Genomic DNA, 16482 nt, shown 5'->3' on the forward strand with positions numbered 1-16482 from the left:
TTCCGCTCGCCCGGCTCCTTGCCGGACGGGCTTCGCGACATCTAACATGTTAGATGTGAGTCTCTCAAAGGTCACCCGCCCCCTGCTGCGGGACGAGGCGTACGACCGCATCCGGCAGGCCATCGTCGACGGCACGCTGCCGCCCGGCACCCCCCTGCGGGACGCCGACCTCGCCGAGCAGCTCGGCCTGTCCAGGGCCCCCGTCCGCCAGGCCCTGCTGCGGCTGGCCGGCGACGGCCTCGTCGACTCCAAGCCGCAGAGCTACACGCGGGTCTCCGAGGTGATGTCCCCCGACGTCGTCGACGCCCGCCAGCTCGTCCGGCTGCTGCACGAGTTCGCGGTCCGCCAGGCGGCGTCCCGCTGCCGGCCGGCCGACGTCGCCGCGATGCGCGCGGCCAACGACCGCTTCGCGGCGGCGATCGAAGCCCGGGACATCGCGGCCGCCGTCAAAGCGGACGACGAGCTGCACGACGTCCCGGTCCGGCTGGCCGGCAACTCCGCCGTGGCCGCCACCCTCGACCGCTACACGCCGCTGCTGCGCCGGCTCGAGCACGCCCGGTTCAGCTCGGCACTCGCCTGGAACTCGGTGGAACGCCACACGAAGCTCATCGACGCGCTCGAAGCGCACGACACCGAAACCGCCGTCTCCGTGATCTCGACCATCTGGACCGACCTGCTGGAGGACCGATGACCCTCGCCGACTTCCCGCGCTATCCCCTGTTGTTCGGCCCGTCGCCGGTGCACCCGCTGGACCGGCTGACCGGGCACCTCGGCGGCGCGAAGGTCTGGGCCAAGCGCGAGGACGTGAACTCGGGCCTCGCGTTCGGCGGCAACAAGACCCGCAAGCTCGAATACCTCGTCGCCGACGCGCTCGCCCAGGGGGCCGACACGCTCGTGTCGATCGGCGGCGTCCAGTCCAACCACACCCGGCAGGTCGCGGCCGCCGCCGCGCGCGCCGGGCTGAAGGCCGTGCTGGTGCAGGAGAGCTGGGTCGACTGGCACGACCCGCTCTACGACAAGGTCGGCAACATCCAGCTCTCGCGGATCCTCGGCGCGGACGTGCGGCTCGTCGAAGCCGGCTTCGGCATCGGGTTCAAGCAGGCGTGGGAGGACGCGGTCGCCGAGATCGAGGCCGGCGGCGGGAAGCCGTACGCCATCCCGGCCGGAGCCTCGGACCACCGGCTCGGCGGGCTCGGCTTCGCGAACTGGATCGTCGAACTCGAGGCGCAGGAAGAAGAACTGGGCGTCTTCTTCGACACGGTGATCGTCTGCTCGGTCACCGGCAGCACCCAGGGCGGGATGGTCGCGGGCACGGCGATCGGCGGCAAGGAGCGGCGGATCCTCGGCATCGACGCCTCCGCGAAGCCGGCCGAGACCCGCGAGCAGGTCACGCGGATCGCGCGCAGCACCGCGGAACTGATCGGCGCCGGCGAGATCGCCGAGGTCGAGCTGGACGACCGCTACCACGCCGGGATCTACGGCATCCCCGACAAGTCCACTGTGGACGCCATCGAGACGTGCGCCCGGCTGGAGGGGATGATCACCGACCCGGTGTACGAGGGCAAGTCCATGGCCGCCCTCATCGACCTGGTCGGCCGCGGCGAGATCAGCCGCGACTCGAACGTCCTCTACGCCCACCTCGGCGGGCAGCCCGCGCTCAACGGCTACACGAGCGTTCTCGGCTGAACCGGTGGGCCGGGGAAACCCGGCCCACCGAAGGGCTCAGTCCACCACGCAGAGCACGTCGATCTCGACGAGGAGCTCACCCGGGAGGCCGACGTACACCGTCGTGCGGGCGGCGTGCGGTGCGTCGCCGATCAGCTCGTTGTAGACCTCGTTGAACGGCGCGAAGTGGGCCGTGTCGGTCAGGTACACCCGCACCATGATCGCGTCGGCCAGGCTCGAGCCCGCTTCCGCGAGCACGGCCTCGATGTTCTTGAACGTCTGCCGGGTCTGGCCCACGACGTCGTCGCCGACGATCTCGTTCGTGGCCGGGTCGAACGCGACCTGGCCCGCGACCTGCAGCAGGTTCCCCTTGCGGACGGCCTGCGAGAACTTCGCCGGCGGCTTCGGCGCGTTCTCGGTGGAAACTGCCGTCTTGCTCATCAGTGCCCCTTTCCGTTCTCCGTCCATCCGCTGTGGACGGAAGCTTCCGTGGTCGCGGCGCGCAGGTCCGGGACCAGCGCCAGCAGGCCTTCGTAGTCGAGCAGCACCTTCGGCACCGACATCGACGCGGCGGCCAGGACTTCACCGTCCGCCCCGCGGACCGGCGCCGCGATGCAGTGGATGAAGTCCTCGTGCTCGGCGTTGTCGACGGCGTACCCGAGCCGGCCCACGCGCTCCAGCTCGGCGAGGTAGGCCTCGGGCGTGGTGATCGTGTTCGGCGTCAGCACCGGGTACTCGATCGAGTGCGCGATCTCCTCGCGGCGCGCCGCCGGCATCGCCGCGACCAGTACCTTGCCGACGGCCGTGCAGTGCAGCGGCGCGCGCTTGCCGACGCGCGAGTACATCCGCACCGAGTGCCGGCCTTCGTACTTGTCGATGTAGACGACTTCGCCGTCGTCGTAGCTGGCCAGGTGCACGGTGTGCCCGGTGCGGGCGTTGAGCGCGGCCAGCGCGGGCTGGGCGCTGCGGCGGACGTCGATCGAGTCGAGCGCCTGGTTGGCGAGGTCGAACATGGCGCTGCCGAGGCGGTAGTACCGCGTGCCCTCGCGGCGGACGAAGTGGTGCTGTTCGAGGGTGCGCAGCAGGCGCAGCACCGTCGACTTGTGCACGCCGATCTCGTCGGCGAGGTCGTCGAGCGTGCGCGCGTCCTTCGCGATCGAATTCAACAGCGTCAACGCTCGGTCCAAGCTCTGGCTCACGCGCCCACCTCGCTGACGCTCGGTGCGCCATTCGCCGAAGGCGCGGTGTTCAATGGTTCGGTCGCAAGCTCCCTCACGTGCGCACCACGCCCTCTCCGGTCAGCCGGGCCGAACGCCACTCGTCCGGATCCGCCCGCAGCAGGCTATCCACGACCGTGCGCGGCAGGGGCACCCCGACGTCGTCGTGGGTGAGCAGGGTCGCCGCGGCCTGCAGGTGGCCCTGCCGCAGCCGCGCCAGGGGTTCGGCGCCCCGCAGCGTCGCCGCCAGGAAACCCGCGGCGAACGCGTCCCCGGCGCCGACCGGCTCGACGACGTCGACCCGCAGCGCCGGCGCGAACAGCGGTTCCCCTTCGACCAGTGTCGCGCCGCGTTCGCCGTGCTTGACGACGAGGGTGCGCACGCCCGGCAGCAGCGCCCGCAGCTCGGCCGGGTCGCCTGTGCCCCAGACGTGCTGGGCCTCGTCGTCGCCGGTCAGGACGATGTCGGCCTGCCCGGCCAGCTCCGCGAGCAGCCGCGGGTCGCGGCCCGCCCACAGCGCGGGGCGCAGGTTGACGTCGAACGAGATCAGCCGGTCGCCGCGGGGCAGCTCCAGCAGGGCGCGCACCAGGGCGAGGCAGCTCTCGGACAGCGCGGGCGTGATGCCGGACAGGTGCAGCACGCGGACGCCGTCGAGATCGAGCCGATCCAGCACCGAGGGGCCCATCCCGGACGCCGCCGAGCCGGCCCGGTAGTAGCGCACCGGGCTGCCGCCGGCGCCGCTTTCCTTGATGTAGAGCCCGGTCGGGCGCACCGGGTCGACGGAGCACGCGCTGACGTCGACACCCGCGGCGGCGATCTCCCGGAGCATCGCGCGCCCGAACGGGTCGTCGCCGACCGCGCTCACCCAGCCGCTCGGCACGCCGAGGGCCGGCAGGTGGCAGGCCACGTTCGACTCGGCACCGCCGATGGTGCGCAGCCAGTGCTTCACCTCGTCCGGCGGGCCGGGTTCGGCGGGCACGAACAGCGCCATCGTCTCGCCGACACAGAGCACCTCGGGCCCGCTCGTCACTTTCCGTCTCCCCTGTCCGTCACCCCGTTGACCTGTGGCGACCCGGATGCTACACCTATGGCACTCAAAATGCGCAACAGTCGTTGCAACATACGCAACCGAGGTCGCCGCCGATGAACCCTTGCCTGATGGACCCCGCCGCGCTCGCCGCCCTCCGCGACGAGCGGATCGACTGGCGCTTCCGCTCGGCTGCCCCCGCACTGACCGGGCTCACGCTCACCGAAGCCGCGGACCGGCGGCTGAACCTGTTCACCGACGGGTTCTTCGCGCCCTTCGTCGTCCTCGACGACGACGCCCTCGAGCACAACCTGCGGACGATGGCCGCGTGGTGCGCCGCCCGCGGCGTCGTGCTCGCCCCACACGGCAAGACGACCATGGCCCCGCAGCTGTTCGCCCGCCAGATCGAGCACGGCGCGTGGGGCATCACCTGCGCGAACGCCGGGCACCTCCGGATCTACCGCGCGTTCGGCGTCTCCCGGATCCTGCTGGCCAACCAGTTCCTGGACCCGTCGGGCCTGCGCTGGCTGGCCGCCGAGCTGGCGGCCGACCCGGACTTCGAGTTCGTCTGCTGGGTCGACTCGGTCCGCGGTGTCGAGCTGATGACCGCGGCGCTGGAAGGCACCGGGCGCCCGGTGGACGTCCTGCTCGAACTGGGTGCCGACGGCGGCCGCACCGGGGTTCGCGACACCGCGACCGCGCTGGCCGTCGCCGAAGCCGTGCACGCGAGCCCGGCACTGCGGCTGCGGGGCACCGGCGGGTACGAAGGCGCGCTCTCCCACGACACCGACGAGGCCGCGCTCGCGAAGATCAGCTCCTACGTCGACGGCCTGCGAGATCTCGCGATCACGTTCGCGGACAAGGGAATGCTCGACGGCCGGATCATCGTCACCGCCGGCGGCAGCGCGTACTTCGACCAAGTCGCGAACGAGCTGACGAAGCCGTGGCCGGAGGGCCTCGACGTGCTGCCGGTGCTGCGCAGCGGCGCGTACGTCACCCACGACGACGGCTTCTACCGCGAGATCTCCCCGCTCGGCGACCACCCGCGCATCGACGGCGTCGAGTCGTTCCGGCCCGCGCTGCGCGCCTGGGCGCAGGTGACGTCGAAGCCGTCGGACACCCTCGCGCTGCTGACCATCGGCAAGCGCGACGCGTCGTTCGACGAGGGCATGCCCGAACCGCAGCTGAGGCGGACCCCGAACGGGCCCGCCGAGCCGCTCGAAGGTCACGTCGTCGCGAAGATGAACGACCAGCACGCGTTCCTCACGCTGCCCGCCGGCTCCCCGATCGAGGTGGGCGACTGGGTCGGGCTGGGCCTGTCCCACCCGTGCACGGTGTTCGACAAGTGGCCACTGCTGCCGGTGACCGCCGCCGACGGCGAAACCGTCGTCGACCTCGTGCGGACGTGGTTCTGATGGACGTCGTCGTCAAGAACGCGCTGGTCGCCGACGGCACCGGCGAGCCCGTCGCCCGCCACGACGTCGGCATCAGCGGTGGGAAGATCACGGAGGTCGCCGACGGGGGTTCGCTGACCGGCGGGCGGACGATCGACGCCGACGGCCTGGTGCTCGCGCCCGGGTTCATCGACATGCACTCGCACTCCGACCTGCAACTGCTGGCCAACCCGGACCACCCGGCCAAGATCACCCAGGGCGTCACGACCGAGGTGCTCGGCCAGGACGGGCTCTCGTACGCGCCGGTCGACGACGCCGTCCTGGAAGCGTTGCGGCAGCAGCTGGCCGGGTGGAACGACGACCCGGCCGGTTTCGACTGGAACTGGCGCTCGGTCGGCGAGTACCTCGACCGCCTGGACCAGGGCATCGCGGTCAACGCGGCCTACCTGGTGCCGCAGGGCACGGTCCGGATGCTCGCCGTCGGGTTCGACGACCGGCCCGCGACGGACGCCGAGCTGACCCGGATGAAGGAGCTCGTCGCGACCGGGCTCGCCGAGGGCGCGATGGGCATGTCGTCGGGTCTCACCTACACGCCCGGGATGTACGCGGAGACGAGCGAGCTGGTCGAGCTGTGCAAGGTCGTCGCCGAGGGCGGCGGGTTCTACAGCCCGCACCACCGCAGCTACGGCAAGGGCGCGCTCGAGGCGTTCGCCGAGATGATCGACGTCTCGCGTCGCTCGGGCTGCCCGCTGCACCTGGCGCACGCGACGATGAACTTCTCGGTGAACAAAGGAAAAGCACCCGACCTGCTGAAGCTCCTGGACGACGCGCTCGACGACGGCTGCGACGTCAGCCTCGACACCTACCCGTACCTGCCGGGCGCGACCTACCTTTCGGCGCTGCTGCCGAGCTGGGCCACCGAAGGCGGCCTGGACGCGACGCTCGCCCGCTTGTCCGATGTGGACGAACGCGAGCGGATCCGCGCCGAGATCGAAGAGTCCGGTTCGGACGGTGCGCACGGCGTCCCGATCGACTGGGACGCCATCGAGATCAACGGTGTCCGCAACGACCGCAACGCCCACCTGGTGGGGCACAGTGTCGCCGGTTCGGCGCGCGCCGCCGGCGTCGAACCGGCGGCGCTGTACTTCGACACGCTGCTCGACGAGAAGCTCGGCACGTCGTGCCTGATGCACGTCGGGCACGAGGAGAACGTCCAGGCGATCATGCGGCACCGCACGCACACCGGCGGCAGCGACGGCCTCCTGGTCGGCGCCCGGCCGCACCCGCGCGCGTGGGGCACGTTCCCCCGTTACCTCGCCCGGTACGTCCGCGAACTGGGCGTGCTGGACCTCGCCGAGTGCGTCGCCCACCTCACCGGGCGGGCCGCGCGGCGCCTGCGGCTGACCGATCGCGGGCTCGTCCGCGCCGGCTACGCCGCCGACCTGGTGCTGTTCGACCCCGGCACGGTCGCCGACACCGCCACCTTCGACGCCCCTCGGCAGCCCGCCGCGGGCATCACCCACGTGTTCGTCAACGGCGTCGCCGCCCTCGACGACGGCCGTCCCACCGGCGCCCTCGCCGGCCGTTCCCTGCGCAACCCCCGGAGAGCCCGATGATCCACTGGCTGCAACACACCACGGGCGGGCTGCTGACGCTCGCCGCCGTCTCGATCGCCGTCCTGCTGGTGCTGATCATCAAGCTCAAGCTGGAGCCGTTCATCGCGCTGATCGTCGTCGGCCTGCTGACCGCGCTGGCCGCCGGCCTGCCGGTCGGCACCATCGTCGGCTCGGCCCAGAAGTCGGCGGACTCCTTGCTGGAGAAGGGGTTCGGCGGGATCCTCGGGCACATCACGGCGATCATCGGGCTCGGCACGATCCTCGGGTCGATCCTGGAACGCTCGGGCGGCGCCAAGGTGCTCACCGGCGCGCTGCTGCGGTCGTTCGGCGAGAAGCGGGCGCCGCTCGCCATGGGCGTCGCCGGGTTCATCTTCGGCATCCCGGTGTTCTTCGACATCGGCATCTTCGTGCTGGCCCCGCTCGTCTACGTCGCCGCGAAGCAGGGCGGCCGCTCACTGGTGCTCTACGCGATGCCGCTGATCGCGGGCCTGTCGATCACGCACGCCTTCCTGCCGCCGCACCCCGGCCCGGTCGCCGCGGCGGGCCTGCTGCACGTCGAGCTCGGCTGGATCATCCTGATGGGCCTGGCCTGCGGCGTCCCGGCGTTCCTCGTCGGCGGTGTGCTCTACGCGACCTGGATCGGCAAGCGCATCGACGTCGGCGTGCCCGAGGAAATGGTCTTCGCCGAGGAGGAGGGCGAGCGCGAGGAGAACCCGCCGTCGCTGGCGCTGGTCGGCTCGATCATCGCGGTGCCGCTGGTGCTGATCCTGGCCGGCACGTTCGGCAGCATCTGGCTGCCGAAGGGCTCCGCGCTCGCCGGCGTCGCCGCGTTCATCGGCACCCCGGCCGTGGCCCTGACCGTCGCCGTCCTGCTCGCGTCCTGGCTGCTCGGCCTGCGCCGCGGGCTCACCGGCAAGGACCTCAACGAGCTGGCGGCCAAGTCGCTGCGGCCGGTCGCGATGATCCTGCTGGTGGTCGGCGCGGGCGCGTTCTTCGGCGGGGTGCTCTCGGCGACCGGGATCGGCAAGGCCGTGGCCGACTCGCTGCACGACGCCGGGCTGCCGGTGATCATCGCGGCGTACGTGATCAGCTGCGGCATGCGCATCGCGCAGGGTTCGGCGACCGTGGCGATCGTGACCACGTCGACCATCCTCGGCCCGGCCGTGGCACAGCTGGGGTACTCGCAGATCCAGCTGGCCCTGCTGGTGATGGCGATCTCCGCCGGCTCGATCATCGCCTCGCACGTCAACGACGGCGGGTTCTGGATCGTTTCGCGCTACTTCAACCTCTCCGTGCCGCAGACCATCAAGTCCTGGACCGCGCTGGAAACCGTGCTTTCCGTGTCCGGATTCGCGGTTTCGGCATTGCTCATGGCCGTGGTCTAGACCATACTGGAGGGAGCCGCCGCCCGAACCCGTTGGGAGACAATGACGATGACCGGACTTTCCCGTCGTACGTTCCTCGGCGCCGCCGCGGGGGCCAGTGCCGCGACCGTTCTCGGTGCGCAGTTCGCCACCGCGGCCACCACTGCGAAGGGCTGCATCGCCGGCGGAACCGTGTACATCGGCAGCTACACCAGCGGGGCGAGCGGCCACGGTCTCGACGTCTCGAGCCGGTCGGGCGCCACGCTGGGCCCGGTCCGCACGGTGCCGGGCATCACCGACACGTCGTGGTTCGACCGCGGTGCCGACGGCAAGACGCTGTACGTCACCAACGAAGGTGACCCGAACGGGTTCGTCTCGGCGCTGAACATCGCCGATGCCGCGAATCCCCGGCTGCTCAACAAGGTTTCGTCGAAGGGCGGCGCGCCGACGCACCTGAGCGTGCATTCGAGCCAGAAGTACGTGCTGGCGGCGAACTACAGCTCGGGTAGCGTCGTCGTGCTGCCGATCCTGGCCGGCGGCAAGCTCGGCGCGGCCACGGACCTGGTGACGCACCAGGCCGATTCCGGGCAGGCGCACGCCCACCAGGTCGTCAACGACCCGACCGGGCGCTGGGTGCTGTCGGTCGACCTGGGCGCCGATTCGGTGTACGTCTACGCGCTCGACGTCGCGACCGGGAAGCTTGCGCTGCACCAGCAGCTGAAGCTGCCGGCCGGCGCCGGGCCGCGGCACCTCGCGTTCGACAGGACCGGGACGTTCGCCTACATCCTGCAGGAGCTGCGCCCGGAGGTGACGGTCGCGAGCTGGGACGCGGCCACCGGCACGCTGAAGGCGCTTTCCGTCGTCCCGGCGGTGCCGCCGGGCAGCACCGGCGACCTCTACCCCGGCGAGATCGCCCTGTCGAAGGACGGGAAGTTCGCCTACGCCACCGTCCGCGGCCCCAACACGCTGGCGACGTTCTCGGTCGCCGGCGAGAGCCTGCAGCTGGTGTCCACTGTGTCCAGTGGCGGCAACTGGCCGCGGCACGTCGCCCTCGCCCCGGGGGAGAACTGGTTCTACGTCTCGAACCAGCGCTCCGGCACCGTCACCTGGCTGCCGCGCGATCCGGCCACCGGCCTGCCCGGCGCCGTCGCCGGCAGCCTCGCGGTGCCCGACGTCAACTCCGTCCACTTCGCCTGAGCCCCACCCTGTCGTGAGTGGTAATTCGGGTTAGAACCCCAATTACCACTCACGACGGGCACTCACTGGAGGATCCGTCATGAGACTGCGCCGCACGCTGCCCGTCGTCGCCGGGCTGGCCCTGCTGGCCGGCTGCGCGCCCACCCAGTCCGCGCCCGCCGGCTCCGGCGGGGACGAGAAGACCGGCACCGTCCGCGTCTGGCTGTTCGACGAGGCCAACCGCGCGCCGAAGGAGGCCGCGGTCAAGGACGCCATCACCGAGTTCAAGGCCGCGCACTCCGGCGTCGAGGTCGACGTCCAGTGGGTGCCGGTCGAGGGCCGCGCCGACAAGTTTTCGGGCGCCTTCACCGACCCGGCCAGCGCCCCGGACGTCGCCGAGTTCGGCAACACCGACGTCTCCAACTACGCCGCCACCGGCGCGCTCGCCGACCTGACCGGCGACCTCGCGTCGTGGGGCGAGGGCAAGGACCTCATCCCGACCGTGCTGGACACCGCGAAGTCCGGTGGCAAGACCTACGGCCTGCCCTGGTACACCGGCATCCGCGCGCTGTACTACCGCACCGACGTCTTCACCGAGCTCGGCCTCAAGCCGCCGGCGACGCTGTCGGAGCTGACCGAGGACGCCCGGAAGATCCGCGCCGCCAAACCGGATCTCTACGGCATCGCCGTCGGCGGCAAGTACACCTACGCGATGCTGCCCTTCCTCTGGGCCAACGGCGGTGAGCTGGCGCAGGAAGAGGGCGGCAAGTGGAAGTCGACGGTCACCGGTGAGCAGGCCAAGGCCGGCGTGACGCAGTACGCGAACCTGCTCAAGGACGACATCTGCCCGCCGGCGCAGTGCGCGAACCTGACCGGCACGCAGAGCGTCACGGCGTTCGCCGGCGGCAAGGCCGGGATGACCATCGGCGGCGACTTCAACCGCAAGGCCGTCGAACAGGGCGCGGTGAAGGGCAAGTACGCCGTCGTCCCGATCCCGGGCACGGCCGCGGGCAGCGTCGCCCCCGCGTTCGCCGGCGGCAACCTCCTGGGCGTCTTCAACGCGAGCAAGCACCGCAGCCTGGCGCTGGAGTTCGTCGAGCTGCTCGGCGGCGCGAAGTACCAGGAGAAGATGTACACGGCGATGGGGAACCTGCCGACGCTGAGCAGTGTGCAGCAGAAGCTCGCGGCGAACGACCCGTTCCTCAATCCGTTCGTCGACACGCTCGAGGCGGGCACCAAGTTCGTCCCGGCGACGCCCGCGTGGTCGAAGATCGACAGCCAGAACGTGCTGCCGACGGCCGTGCAGCAGATCGCGACCGGCGGCAAGGACCCGTCGGCAGCCCTGACCGACGCCGCCGCGGCGATGAACAAGGCCTTCGGTTAGTGGTGACCGTCCAGGAAGCCCCTCCCGTCACGGCTCCCGCGCGGAAGCCGAGGCGGAAGGGGGACGGCCGGGCCGCCGCGCTCTACCTCGCCCCGGCGGGCATCCTGCTCGCGGCGATGCTGGCCTACCCGATCTACCAGCTGGTCCTGATCTCGTTCTACGACTACGGCCAGCCTCAGGCCACGGGCAACGCGCCGCTGGTGTTCCTCGGCTTCGCGAACTACACCGACCTGCTGTCCCAGGTGCAGTTCTGGACCGTGCTCGGCAAGACGGTCGGGTTCGCCGCGGCCTGCGTCGTCGGTTCGCTCCTCGTCGGCACCGGGCTCGCCGTGCTGGCGACCCGCGTGCGTGCACTCCCCCGCGCCCTGCTGTTTCTGGCCGCGCTGGGCGCGTGGTCGACGCCGGCGATCGCGGGCTCCTACGTCTGGCTGTTCCTCTTCGACACCGACTTCGGCCTGGTCAACGAGGTGCTCTCGGGGATCGGCCTGCCGTTCGAGCACCACTCGTGGACCTTCGGCACGCTCGGCGCGTTCGGGCTGGTCGCCGCCGAGGTGATCTGGTGCTCGTTCCCGTTCGTGCTGGTCACGATGTACGCCGGGATCAAGGGCGTCCCGGACGAGGTGCTCGAAGCCGCGTCGCTCGACGGCGCGTCGACGTGGCGCACGACGTGGGCGATCCTGCTGCCGATGGTCCGGCCGCTGCTGATGATCGCGACCGTCCAGTCGATCATCTGGGACTTCAAGGTGTTCACCCAGATCTACGTGATGACCAACGGCGGCGGTGTCGCCGGCCGCAACCTGGTCCTCAACGTCTACGCGTACCAACAGGCTTTCGCCGGGCAGGAGTACGGCCTCGGCTCGGCGATCGGAGTCGTCATGACGCTGTTGCTGCTGTCGGTCACCGGGCTGTACGTCCGGTCTCAGCGCCGGAGCGCGGCATGGCTGTAGCTGTTCGCCGCCCCGGACGGCTGATCGCCGAAGTCAGCACCGTGGTGATCGCCGGCATCGTCGCGTTCCCGCTGTACTGGATGCTGCTCTCGGCGGTCAAGCCGCCGGGCGAGATCCAGTCGGCGAACCCGAAGCCGTGGACGCTCAGCCCGTCGTTCGACAGCTTCTCCCGGGTCCTCACAGTGTCCGGGTTCGGGCGGTTCTTCATGAACAGCCTCGTCGTGGCGCTGGTGGTCGTGGCGCTGTCGCTGGTGCTGTCGTTCCTCTCGGCGGTGGCCCTGACGCGGTTCTCGTTCAAGGGCCGGACCGTGCTGCTGGTGATGATCCTGGTCGCCCAGATGGTGCCGGTGGAGGCGCTCACCATCCCGCTGTTCTTCCTGATGCGCCAGATCGGCGGCGTCGCGCCGGCGTTCGGGCTGAACGAGCTGGGCTCGCTGGTGCTGGTGCACCTGGCGTTCAGCCTGCCGTTCGCGATCTGGATGCTGCGCGGGTTCGTCGCCGCGGTCCCGGTGGAGCTCGAAGAGGCGGCGAAGCTCGACGGCGCGTCCCGGATGCGGTTCACCTGGCAGATCCTGTTCCCGCTGGTCGCGCCCGGGCTGGTCGCGGTGAGCGTCCTCGCGTTCATCCACGCCTGGAACGACTTCCTGTTCGCCAAGACGTTCATCATCTCCAAGACCGAGAACCAGACGCTGCCGCAGGCGATCCTGGTGTTCTTCAAGCCGGAGGACACCGACTGGGGCGCGGTGATGGCGTCCTCGACCCTGATGACGATCCCGGTCCTGGTGTTCTTCGTCCTCGTGCAACGACGGCTGGTGTCCGGGATGGCCGGCGCCGTGAAGGGCTGACATGTCTTTTGCCACCTTGCTCCCCCGTCCGGTTTCGGTGACGCCGGCGCCGGGTTCGTGCCCGTGGCCGTCCACTGTGGACGTCCGGGACGCAGCGCTGCCGGCGGAGGGCTACCGGCTGGAGATCTCTTCGGATGGCATCGTGCTGTTCCGCGGTGACGCGGCCGGCGAGTTCTACGGGCGGCAGACCCTGCGGCAGCTCGCGGGACCGGACGCCTTCCGCGCGGCTTCTCTCGGTGGGGAAGCCTCGATCCCGTGTGGCGTGGTCGAGGACCACCCGCGGTTCGGCTGGCGCGGCTGCCTGCTCGACGTCGCCCGGCACTTCCGGACCAAGGCGGAGGTGCTGCGGTTCGTCGACCTGCTGGCCGCGCACAAGCTGAACGTGCTCAACCTGCACCTGACCGACGACCAGGGCTGGCGCTTCGAGGTCCCCGCGTTCCCGCGGTTGACGTCGGTGGGCGGCTGGCGGCCGTCGTCGATGGCCGGCAGCGGGGGCGCGCAGGACGGGCGCCCGCACGGCGGCTTCTACACCGGCGACGACCTGCGGGAGATCGTCGCGTACGCGGCCGCCCGCTCGATCACCGTGGTGCCGGAGATCGACATCCCCGGCCACGCCCGGGCGGCACTGGCGGCCTACCCCTCGCTGGGGACTTCGCCGGCCTACGAAGTCTGGACCGAGTGGGGCATCAGCACTTCGCTGCTCGACCCGTCCGAGTCCACTTTGGATTTCTTCCGGCGCGTGTTCGACCACCTCCTCGACCTCTTCCCGTCGAAGGTGATCGCGCTGGGCGGCGACGAGACCCCGGGCGCGACCGACGAGCACCGCGAGTTCGTCCGGCTGCTGGCCGAGCACCTCGTGGCGCGCGGCCGCACCCCGATGGGCTGGGACGAGGTCCTCGACATCCCCGGCCTGCCGCCGATGGTGATCGGCTCGTGGCAGAACGAGTCGGCGGGCGTGCGGGCGGCTTCGGCCGGACACGACGTGGTGATGTGCCCGGAGCAGCACGTGTACCTGGACCACCGGCAGGCCGAGCACCCGGACGAACCGATCCCGGTCGGCTGGGTCCACACGCTGGAGGACGTGTACGCGTACGAGCCGGCGTTGACCGGGCCGCGGATGCGCGGGGTGCAGGCCCAGGTGTGGAGCGAGCACCTGGACGACGTCCGGCGGGTGGACTACATGGCTTTCCCGCGGCTGTCGGCCTTCGCGGAGGTGGCGTGGAGCAGCGGGGACCGGGACTACGCCGAGTTCCTGCCGCGGCTGCGGGACCACCACCTGCCGCGGCTGGACGCGCTCGGCGTCGATTACCGGCCGTTGGACGGGCCGCGCCCCTGGCAGACCCGGCCGGGCGTGCCCGGCCGGCCGCGCTGATCACGGCAGCAGCGTCACCACGAACGACCGGGTGGGGCCGGTGTTGCCGGCCGCGTCGATCGAGCGGTACTCGACGCGGTGGCGCCCGTAGCCCGGCATGCGCGTCGCGAACGGCGACACCGTCAGGCCGCCGGAGCCGAGGTTGCCGTACGCCAGGCCGTCGATCTCCGTGCCGCGTGTGGTGAACAGGTACGGCGCGTTCGGGTCGGTGGGCCAGCCGTAGTACTTGTGCCAGCCGTCGCCGTCCACGCGGAACTCGGGCAGCCCGTCGGACGGCGTCAGCCGCATCGTGAACGAACCGTGGAAGACGTTGTCCTTCGCGGGCGGCAGCTCGGCCGTCGTGGTCGGGCCGGCCGCGTCGACCGCCCAGGTCAGCGTCGTGCCGCCGGTCGTCGCCGTCAGGGTGTGCGACCCGCGTGACTCCTTCAGGGCGAAGTCGGGGCCGCTCCCGGCCGGCTTCCCGTCGAGGGCCCAGCGGACCTGCGGGATCGAGCCGGTCGGCTCGCCGGTCTCGACGTAGACGACGTCGTGACCGCCGACGGGCTGGGCGGTGGGGGTCGACGCCACCACCGCCGGGCCGCCGGCGGGCGGGGTGGTCACCGACGTGTCGACGGTCCACGTGCGGGTCGCCGTCGGCCGGACCGCCGGGTCGCGGACGAACGGCGTCGGGTCGGTCACCTTCGCGCTCAGCGTATGCTTGCCGGGCTTCACGTGCGTCTGTCGCAGGTCGAGCGCGTCCGAGCCGCGCACGGGGACGCCGTCGAGGGTCCAGGTGACGTCGAGGCGGTGGTCGGCCGGGTGCATCGTCCGCACCCACACGACGCGGTCGGCGCCGATCGTCCCGGCCTCGGTGCCACCGCTGATGAGCGGCACCTTGGCGGAGATGCGCTGCGTCATCCGTTCCCGGCCGACCTGGTCGAACGCGTAGCCGAGCGTCTTCATCATCGAATGCTCGCTCGGCCGCCAGACGCCGGTCTGCGTGTAGAGCCCGCCTTCGAAGCGGCCGATCGTGCCGCCCGACTCGCTGGGCTCGCCCAGCCAGCGCCACCACTTCGCGTGCTGGTCGCGCATCTGCCGCTCGGTCAGCAGGGTGTGGTGGACCGAGTCCGGCTCGCCGCCTTCGTACGCGCCGCCCGGGACGTTGCGGGCGTAGTAGTCGTACTCGTCGTCGAGGCCGCCGAGCGAATGGCCCAGTTCGTGGGGCGAGATCAGCGCGGAAAGCGCGTTCCCGCCGGACGCCGTCGCGTAGGTGCCGCCCGCGCCGCCGTACGTGCCGCTGTTGGCGAGGGCGAGGATCTGCCGGTTGGCGCGGGTGGTGCCGGGCACGAGGTCGGCGTACCGCTGGGCCGCGTCGTCGTCGACGGTCAGCAGCCGCTGGACGCTCGCGGCGGTGCAGCCACCCCAGAAACCCATGTTCAGCGGGGTGTCCCGGCGTGGTGCGTCGAGCGACGGGTCACAGTCCACACCGGACTCGGGCGAGGCGATCGACACGGCGTAGACGTTGAAGTAGCTGCGGTAGGACTTGAACGGCTCGAGCGACCACAGGGTGCTGACGTGCCGCTGGACGTCGGCGAAGAACTTCGGCTGTTCCGCTGCGGTGTAGCCGTCCCCGAGGACGACGAGGGTGAACCGCTGGGCGACGGGCCCGGTCACCTGGACGGCGGTGACGCTCGCGGCCGGCTCGGCGGCTTGTGCGGGGGTGGCGATTCCGGCGGCGATCAACAGTGCTGCGGCGAACCCGGCCCACTTCGACATCGTCCCGGTCTACCGCAGTGCTTTCGCCGCCGGAACCGCCGGAAGTCGGGCTATCCTGCGGGGATGGGGAATCGAGGGGGAATCCTGCCGGCTGTCGGCGCACTGGCCCTGCTGGCCGCTTGTTCGGCTCCGGCGCCCGCGCCGGTCGCGCAGACCACGACTCCGGCTTCGGCTTCGGCCAAGCCGCCGACGACCGGGCCGTCATCGGACGCGCCCGCACTGGGCCCGGGGCCGGGCTCGCAGCCGCCGACGACACCGCAGCCACCGCCGCCGAACTCGCCGGCCGAGGTGACGTCGGCCTGCCCGTTCCTGGGCGTCACCGAATCGAGCGCCACGATGGGCGTCGTCCTGGACGCCTACGCGGTCGAGGAGGCGAAGACCACGCAGCAGGACGCGACGACCTACCACTGCACCTACGCCAGCCGGACCGGCGGCCGGCAACTGCTCGACCTGTTCGTCACCGTGGTCCCGGGCACCGGGCAGATCCCATCCCTGGTCACCGCGTGGACCAAGGACTGCAAGGGCCCGGCCAAACCGATCGGCGGAGTGGCCGGCACCACCCGCACCTGCTCGCTGGACGGCGCCGACTCGGGCGACGTCATGGTGCTGGTGGTGAAGAAGTCCCACGGCCAGACCCGGCTGGCCGAGCTCTACGTCCGCCCGTTCACCGACGAGGTCTACGCCAAGCTCGCCCAGCTCCTGACCGACCGGCTGTAAGCC

The 16482-nt window shown here is 71.2% G+C and carries 15 protein-coding genes; 11 read left to right on the forward strand and 4 right to left on the reverse strand.

The window, feature by feature from the left end; translation table 11 throughout:
* The first annotated feature begins 46 nt into the window (after positions 1 to 46).
* Both QRX60_RS47120 and QRX60_RS47125 read left to right on the forward strand, forming a co-directional pair.
* On the forward strand, positions 47 to 691 hold the full coding sequence (locus QRX60_RS47120; RefSeq protein ID WP_285997961.1) for a GntR family transcriptional regulator: 645 nt from the start codon (positions 47 to 49) through the stop codon (positions 689 to 691).
* Positions 688 to 1686 (forward strand): 1-aminocyclopropane-1-carboxylate deaminase, encoded by a 999-nt coding sequence (locus QRX60_RS47125; RefSeq protein ID WP_285997962.1) that lies wholly within the window; start codon positions 688 to 690, stop codon positions 1684 to 1686. Before QRX60_RS47120 ends, QRX60_RS47125 begins: the two co-directional genes overlap by 4 nt.
* Before the next feature lie 36 nt (positions 1687 to 1722).
* Here the strand turns inward: QRX60_RS47125 and QRX60_RS47130 are convergent, their stop codons facing one another.
* The 3 genes from QRX60_RS47130 to QRX60_RS47140 form a co-directional block, all read right to left on the reverse strand.
* The gene (locus QRX60_RS47130) at positions 1723 to 2106 is read right to left on the reverse strand and encodes a RidA family protein (protein WP_285997963.1); all 384 of its coding nucleotides are present in this window, start codon (positions 2104 to 2106) and stop codon (positions 1723 to 1725) included.
* The gene (locus QRX60_RS47135; protein WP_285997964.1) at positions 2106 to 2864 is read right to left on the reverse strand and encodes an IclR family transcriptional regulator; all 759 of its coding nucleotides are present in this window, start codon (positions 2862 to 2864) and stop codon (positions 2106 to 2108) included. The genes QRX60_RS47130 and QRX60_RS47135 overlap by 1 nt, the downstream gene beginning before the upstream one ends.
* Before the next feature lie 73 nt (positions 2865 to 2937).
* On the reverse strand, positions 2938 to 3912 hold the full coding sequence (locus QRX60_RS47140; protein ID WP_285997965.1) for a sugar kinase: 975 nt from the start codon (positions 3910 to 3912) through the stop codon (positions 2938 to 2940).
* 113 nt (positions 3913 to 4025) lie between these two features.
* Between QRX60_RS47140 and QRX60_RS47145 the strand changes: the two genes are divergently transcribed.
* From QRX60_RS47145 to QRX60_RS47180, 8 genes are all read left to right on the forward strand, one after another.
* A complete protein-coding gene (locus QRX60_RS47145) occupies positions 4026 to 5324 on the forward strand; it encodes an amino acid deaminase (RefSeq protein ID WP_285997966.1) in 1299 nt (432 codons plus the stop codon).
* On the forward strand, positions 5324 to 6919 hold the full coding sequence (locus QRX60_RS47150; RefSeq protein WP_285997967.1) for an N-acyl-D-amino-acid deacylase family protein: 1596 nt from the start codon (positions 5324 to 5326) through the stop codon (positions 6917 to 6919). Before QRX60_RS47145 ends, QRX60_RS47150 begins: the two co-directional genes overlap by 1 nt.
* Positions 6916 to 8304, forward strand: a complete 1389-nt coding sequence (locus QRX60_RS47155) for a GntP family permease (protein WP_285997968.1) — start codon at positions 6916 to 6918, stop codon at positions 8302 to 8304. Before QRX60_RS47150 ends, QRX60_RS47155 begins: the two co-directional genes overlap by 4 nt.
* 42 nt (positions 8305 to 8346) lie before the next feature.
* Positions 8347 to 9480: a lactonase family protein gene (locus QRX60_RS47160; protein WP_456298877.1), complete on the forward strand. Its 1134-nt coding sequence runs from the start codon at positions 8347 to 8349 to the stop codon at positions 9478 to 9480.
* A gap of 79 nt (positions 9481 to 9559) precedes the next feature.
* A complete protein-coding gene (locus tag QRX60_RS47165; RefSeq protein WP_285997970.1) occupies positions 9560 to 10843 on the forward strand; it encodes an extracellular solute-binding protein in 1284 nt (427 codons plus the stop codon).
* A complete protein-coding gene (locus QRX60_RS47170) occupies positions 10843 to 11790 on the forward strand; it encodes a carbohydrate ABC transporter permease (protein WP_408630184.1) in 948 nt (315 codons plus the stop codon). Before QRX60_RS47165 ends, QRX60_RS47170 begins: the two co-directional genes overlap by 1 nt.
* Entirely contained in the window at positions 11781 to 12635 is an 855-nt protein-coding gene (locus tag QRX60_RS47175; protein WP_285997972.1) for a carbohydrate ABC transporter permease, read from the forward strand. The genes QRX60_RS47170 and QRX60_RS47175 overlap by 10 nt, the downstream gene beginning before the upstream one ends.
* A gap of 1 nt (position 12636) precedes the next feature.
* Positions 12637 to 14007: a beta-N-acetylhexosaminidase gene (locus QRX60_RS47180; RefSeq protein WP_285997973.1), complete on the forward strand. Its 1371-nt coding sequence runs from the start codon at positions 12637 to 12639 to the stop codon at positions 14005 to 14007.
* Here the strand turns inward: QRX60_RS47180 and QRX60_RS47185 are convergent, their stop codons facing one another.
* Positions 14008 to 15762, reverse strand: coding sequence for a M64 family metallopeptidase (locus tag QRX60_RS47185; protein WP_285997974.1), 1755 nt, complete (start codon positions 15760 to 15762; stop codon positions 14008 to 14010).
* A gap of 63 nt (positions 15763 to 15825) precedes the next feature.
* Between QRX60_RS47185 and QRX60_RS47190 the strand changes: the two genes are divergently transcribed.
* The gene (locus QRX60_RS47190) at positions 15826 to 16479 is read left to right on the forward strand and encodes a hypothetical protein (protein WP_285997975.1); all 654 of its coding nucleotides are present in this window, start codon (positions 15826 to 15828) and stop codon (positions 16477 to 16479) included.
* Positions 16480 to 16482 lie beyond the last annotated feature (3 nt).

This window comes from Amycolatopsis mongoliensis, from assembly GCF_030285665.1.
GTDB classification, from domain to species: Bacteria; Actinomycetota; Actinomycetes; order Mycobacteriales; family Pseudonocardiaceae; genus Amycolatopsis; species Amycolatopsis mongoliensis.

What these genes read in the sequence shown, in the direction of transcription:
- QRX60_RS47120 (WP_285997961.1), top strand. Translation starts at nt 47, where the DNA reads ATGTTAGATGTGAGTCTCTCAAAGGTCACCCGCCCCCTGCTGCGGGAC.
- QRX60_RS47125 (WP_285997962.1), top strand. Translation starts at nt 688, where the DNA reads ATGACCCTCGCCGACTTCCCGCGCTATCCCCTGTTGTTCGGCCCGTCG.
- QRX60_RS47130 (WP_285997963.1), bottom strand. Translation starts at nt 2,106, where the DNA reads ATGAGCAAGACGGCAGTTTCCACCGAGAACGCGCCGAAGCCGCCGGCG.
- QRX60_RS47145 (WP_285997966.1), top strand. Translation starts at nt 4,026, where the DNA reads ATGAACCCTTGCCTGATGGACCCCGCCGCGCTCGCCGCCCTCCGCGAC.
- QRX60_RS47150 (WP_285997967.1), top strand. Translation starts at nt 5,324, where the DNA reads ATGGACGTCGTCGTCAAGAACGCGCTGGTCGCCGACGGCACCGGCGAG.
- QRX60_RS47155 (WP_285997968.1), top strand. Translation starts at nt 6,916, where the DNA reads ATGATCCACTGGCTGCAACACACCACGGGCGGGCTGCTGACGCTCGCC.
- QRX60_RS47160 (WP_456298877.1), top strand. Translation starts at nt 8,347, where the DNA reads ATGACGATGACCGGACTTTCCCGTCGTACGTTCCTCGGCGCCGCCGCG.
- QRX60_RS47165 (WP_285997970.1), top strand. Translation starts at nt 9,560, where the DNA reads ATGAGACTGCGCCGCACGCTGCCCGTCGTCGCCGGGCTGGCCCTGCTG.
- QRX60_RS47175 (WP_285997972.1), top strand. Translation starts at nt 11,781, where the DNA reads ATGGCTGTAGCTGTTCGCCGCCCCGGACGGCTGATCGCCGAAGTCAGC.
- QRX60_RS47180 (WP_285997973.1), top strand. Translation starts at nt 12,637, where the DNA reads ATGTCTTTTGCCACCTTGCTCCCCCGTCCGGTTTCGGTGACGCCGGCG.
- QRX60_RS47185 (WP_285997974.1), bottom strand. Translation starts at nt 15,762, where the DNA reads ATGTCGAAGTGGGCCGGGTTCGCCGCAGCACTGTTGATCGCCGCCGGA.
- QRX60_RS47190 (WP_285997975.1), top strand. Translation starts at nt 15,826, where the DNA reads ATGGGGAATCGAGGGGGAATCCTGCCGGCTGTCGGCGCACTGGCCCTG.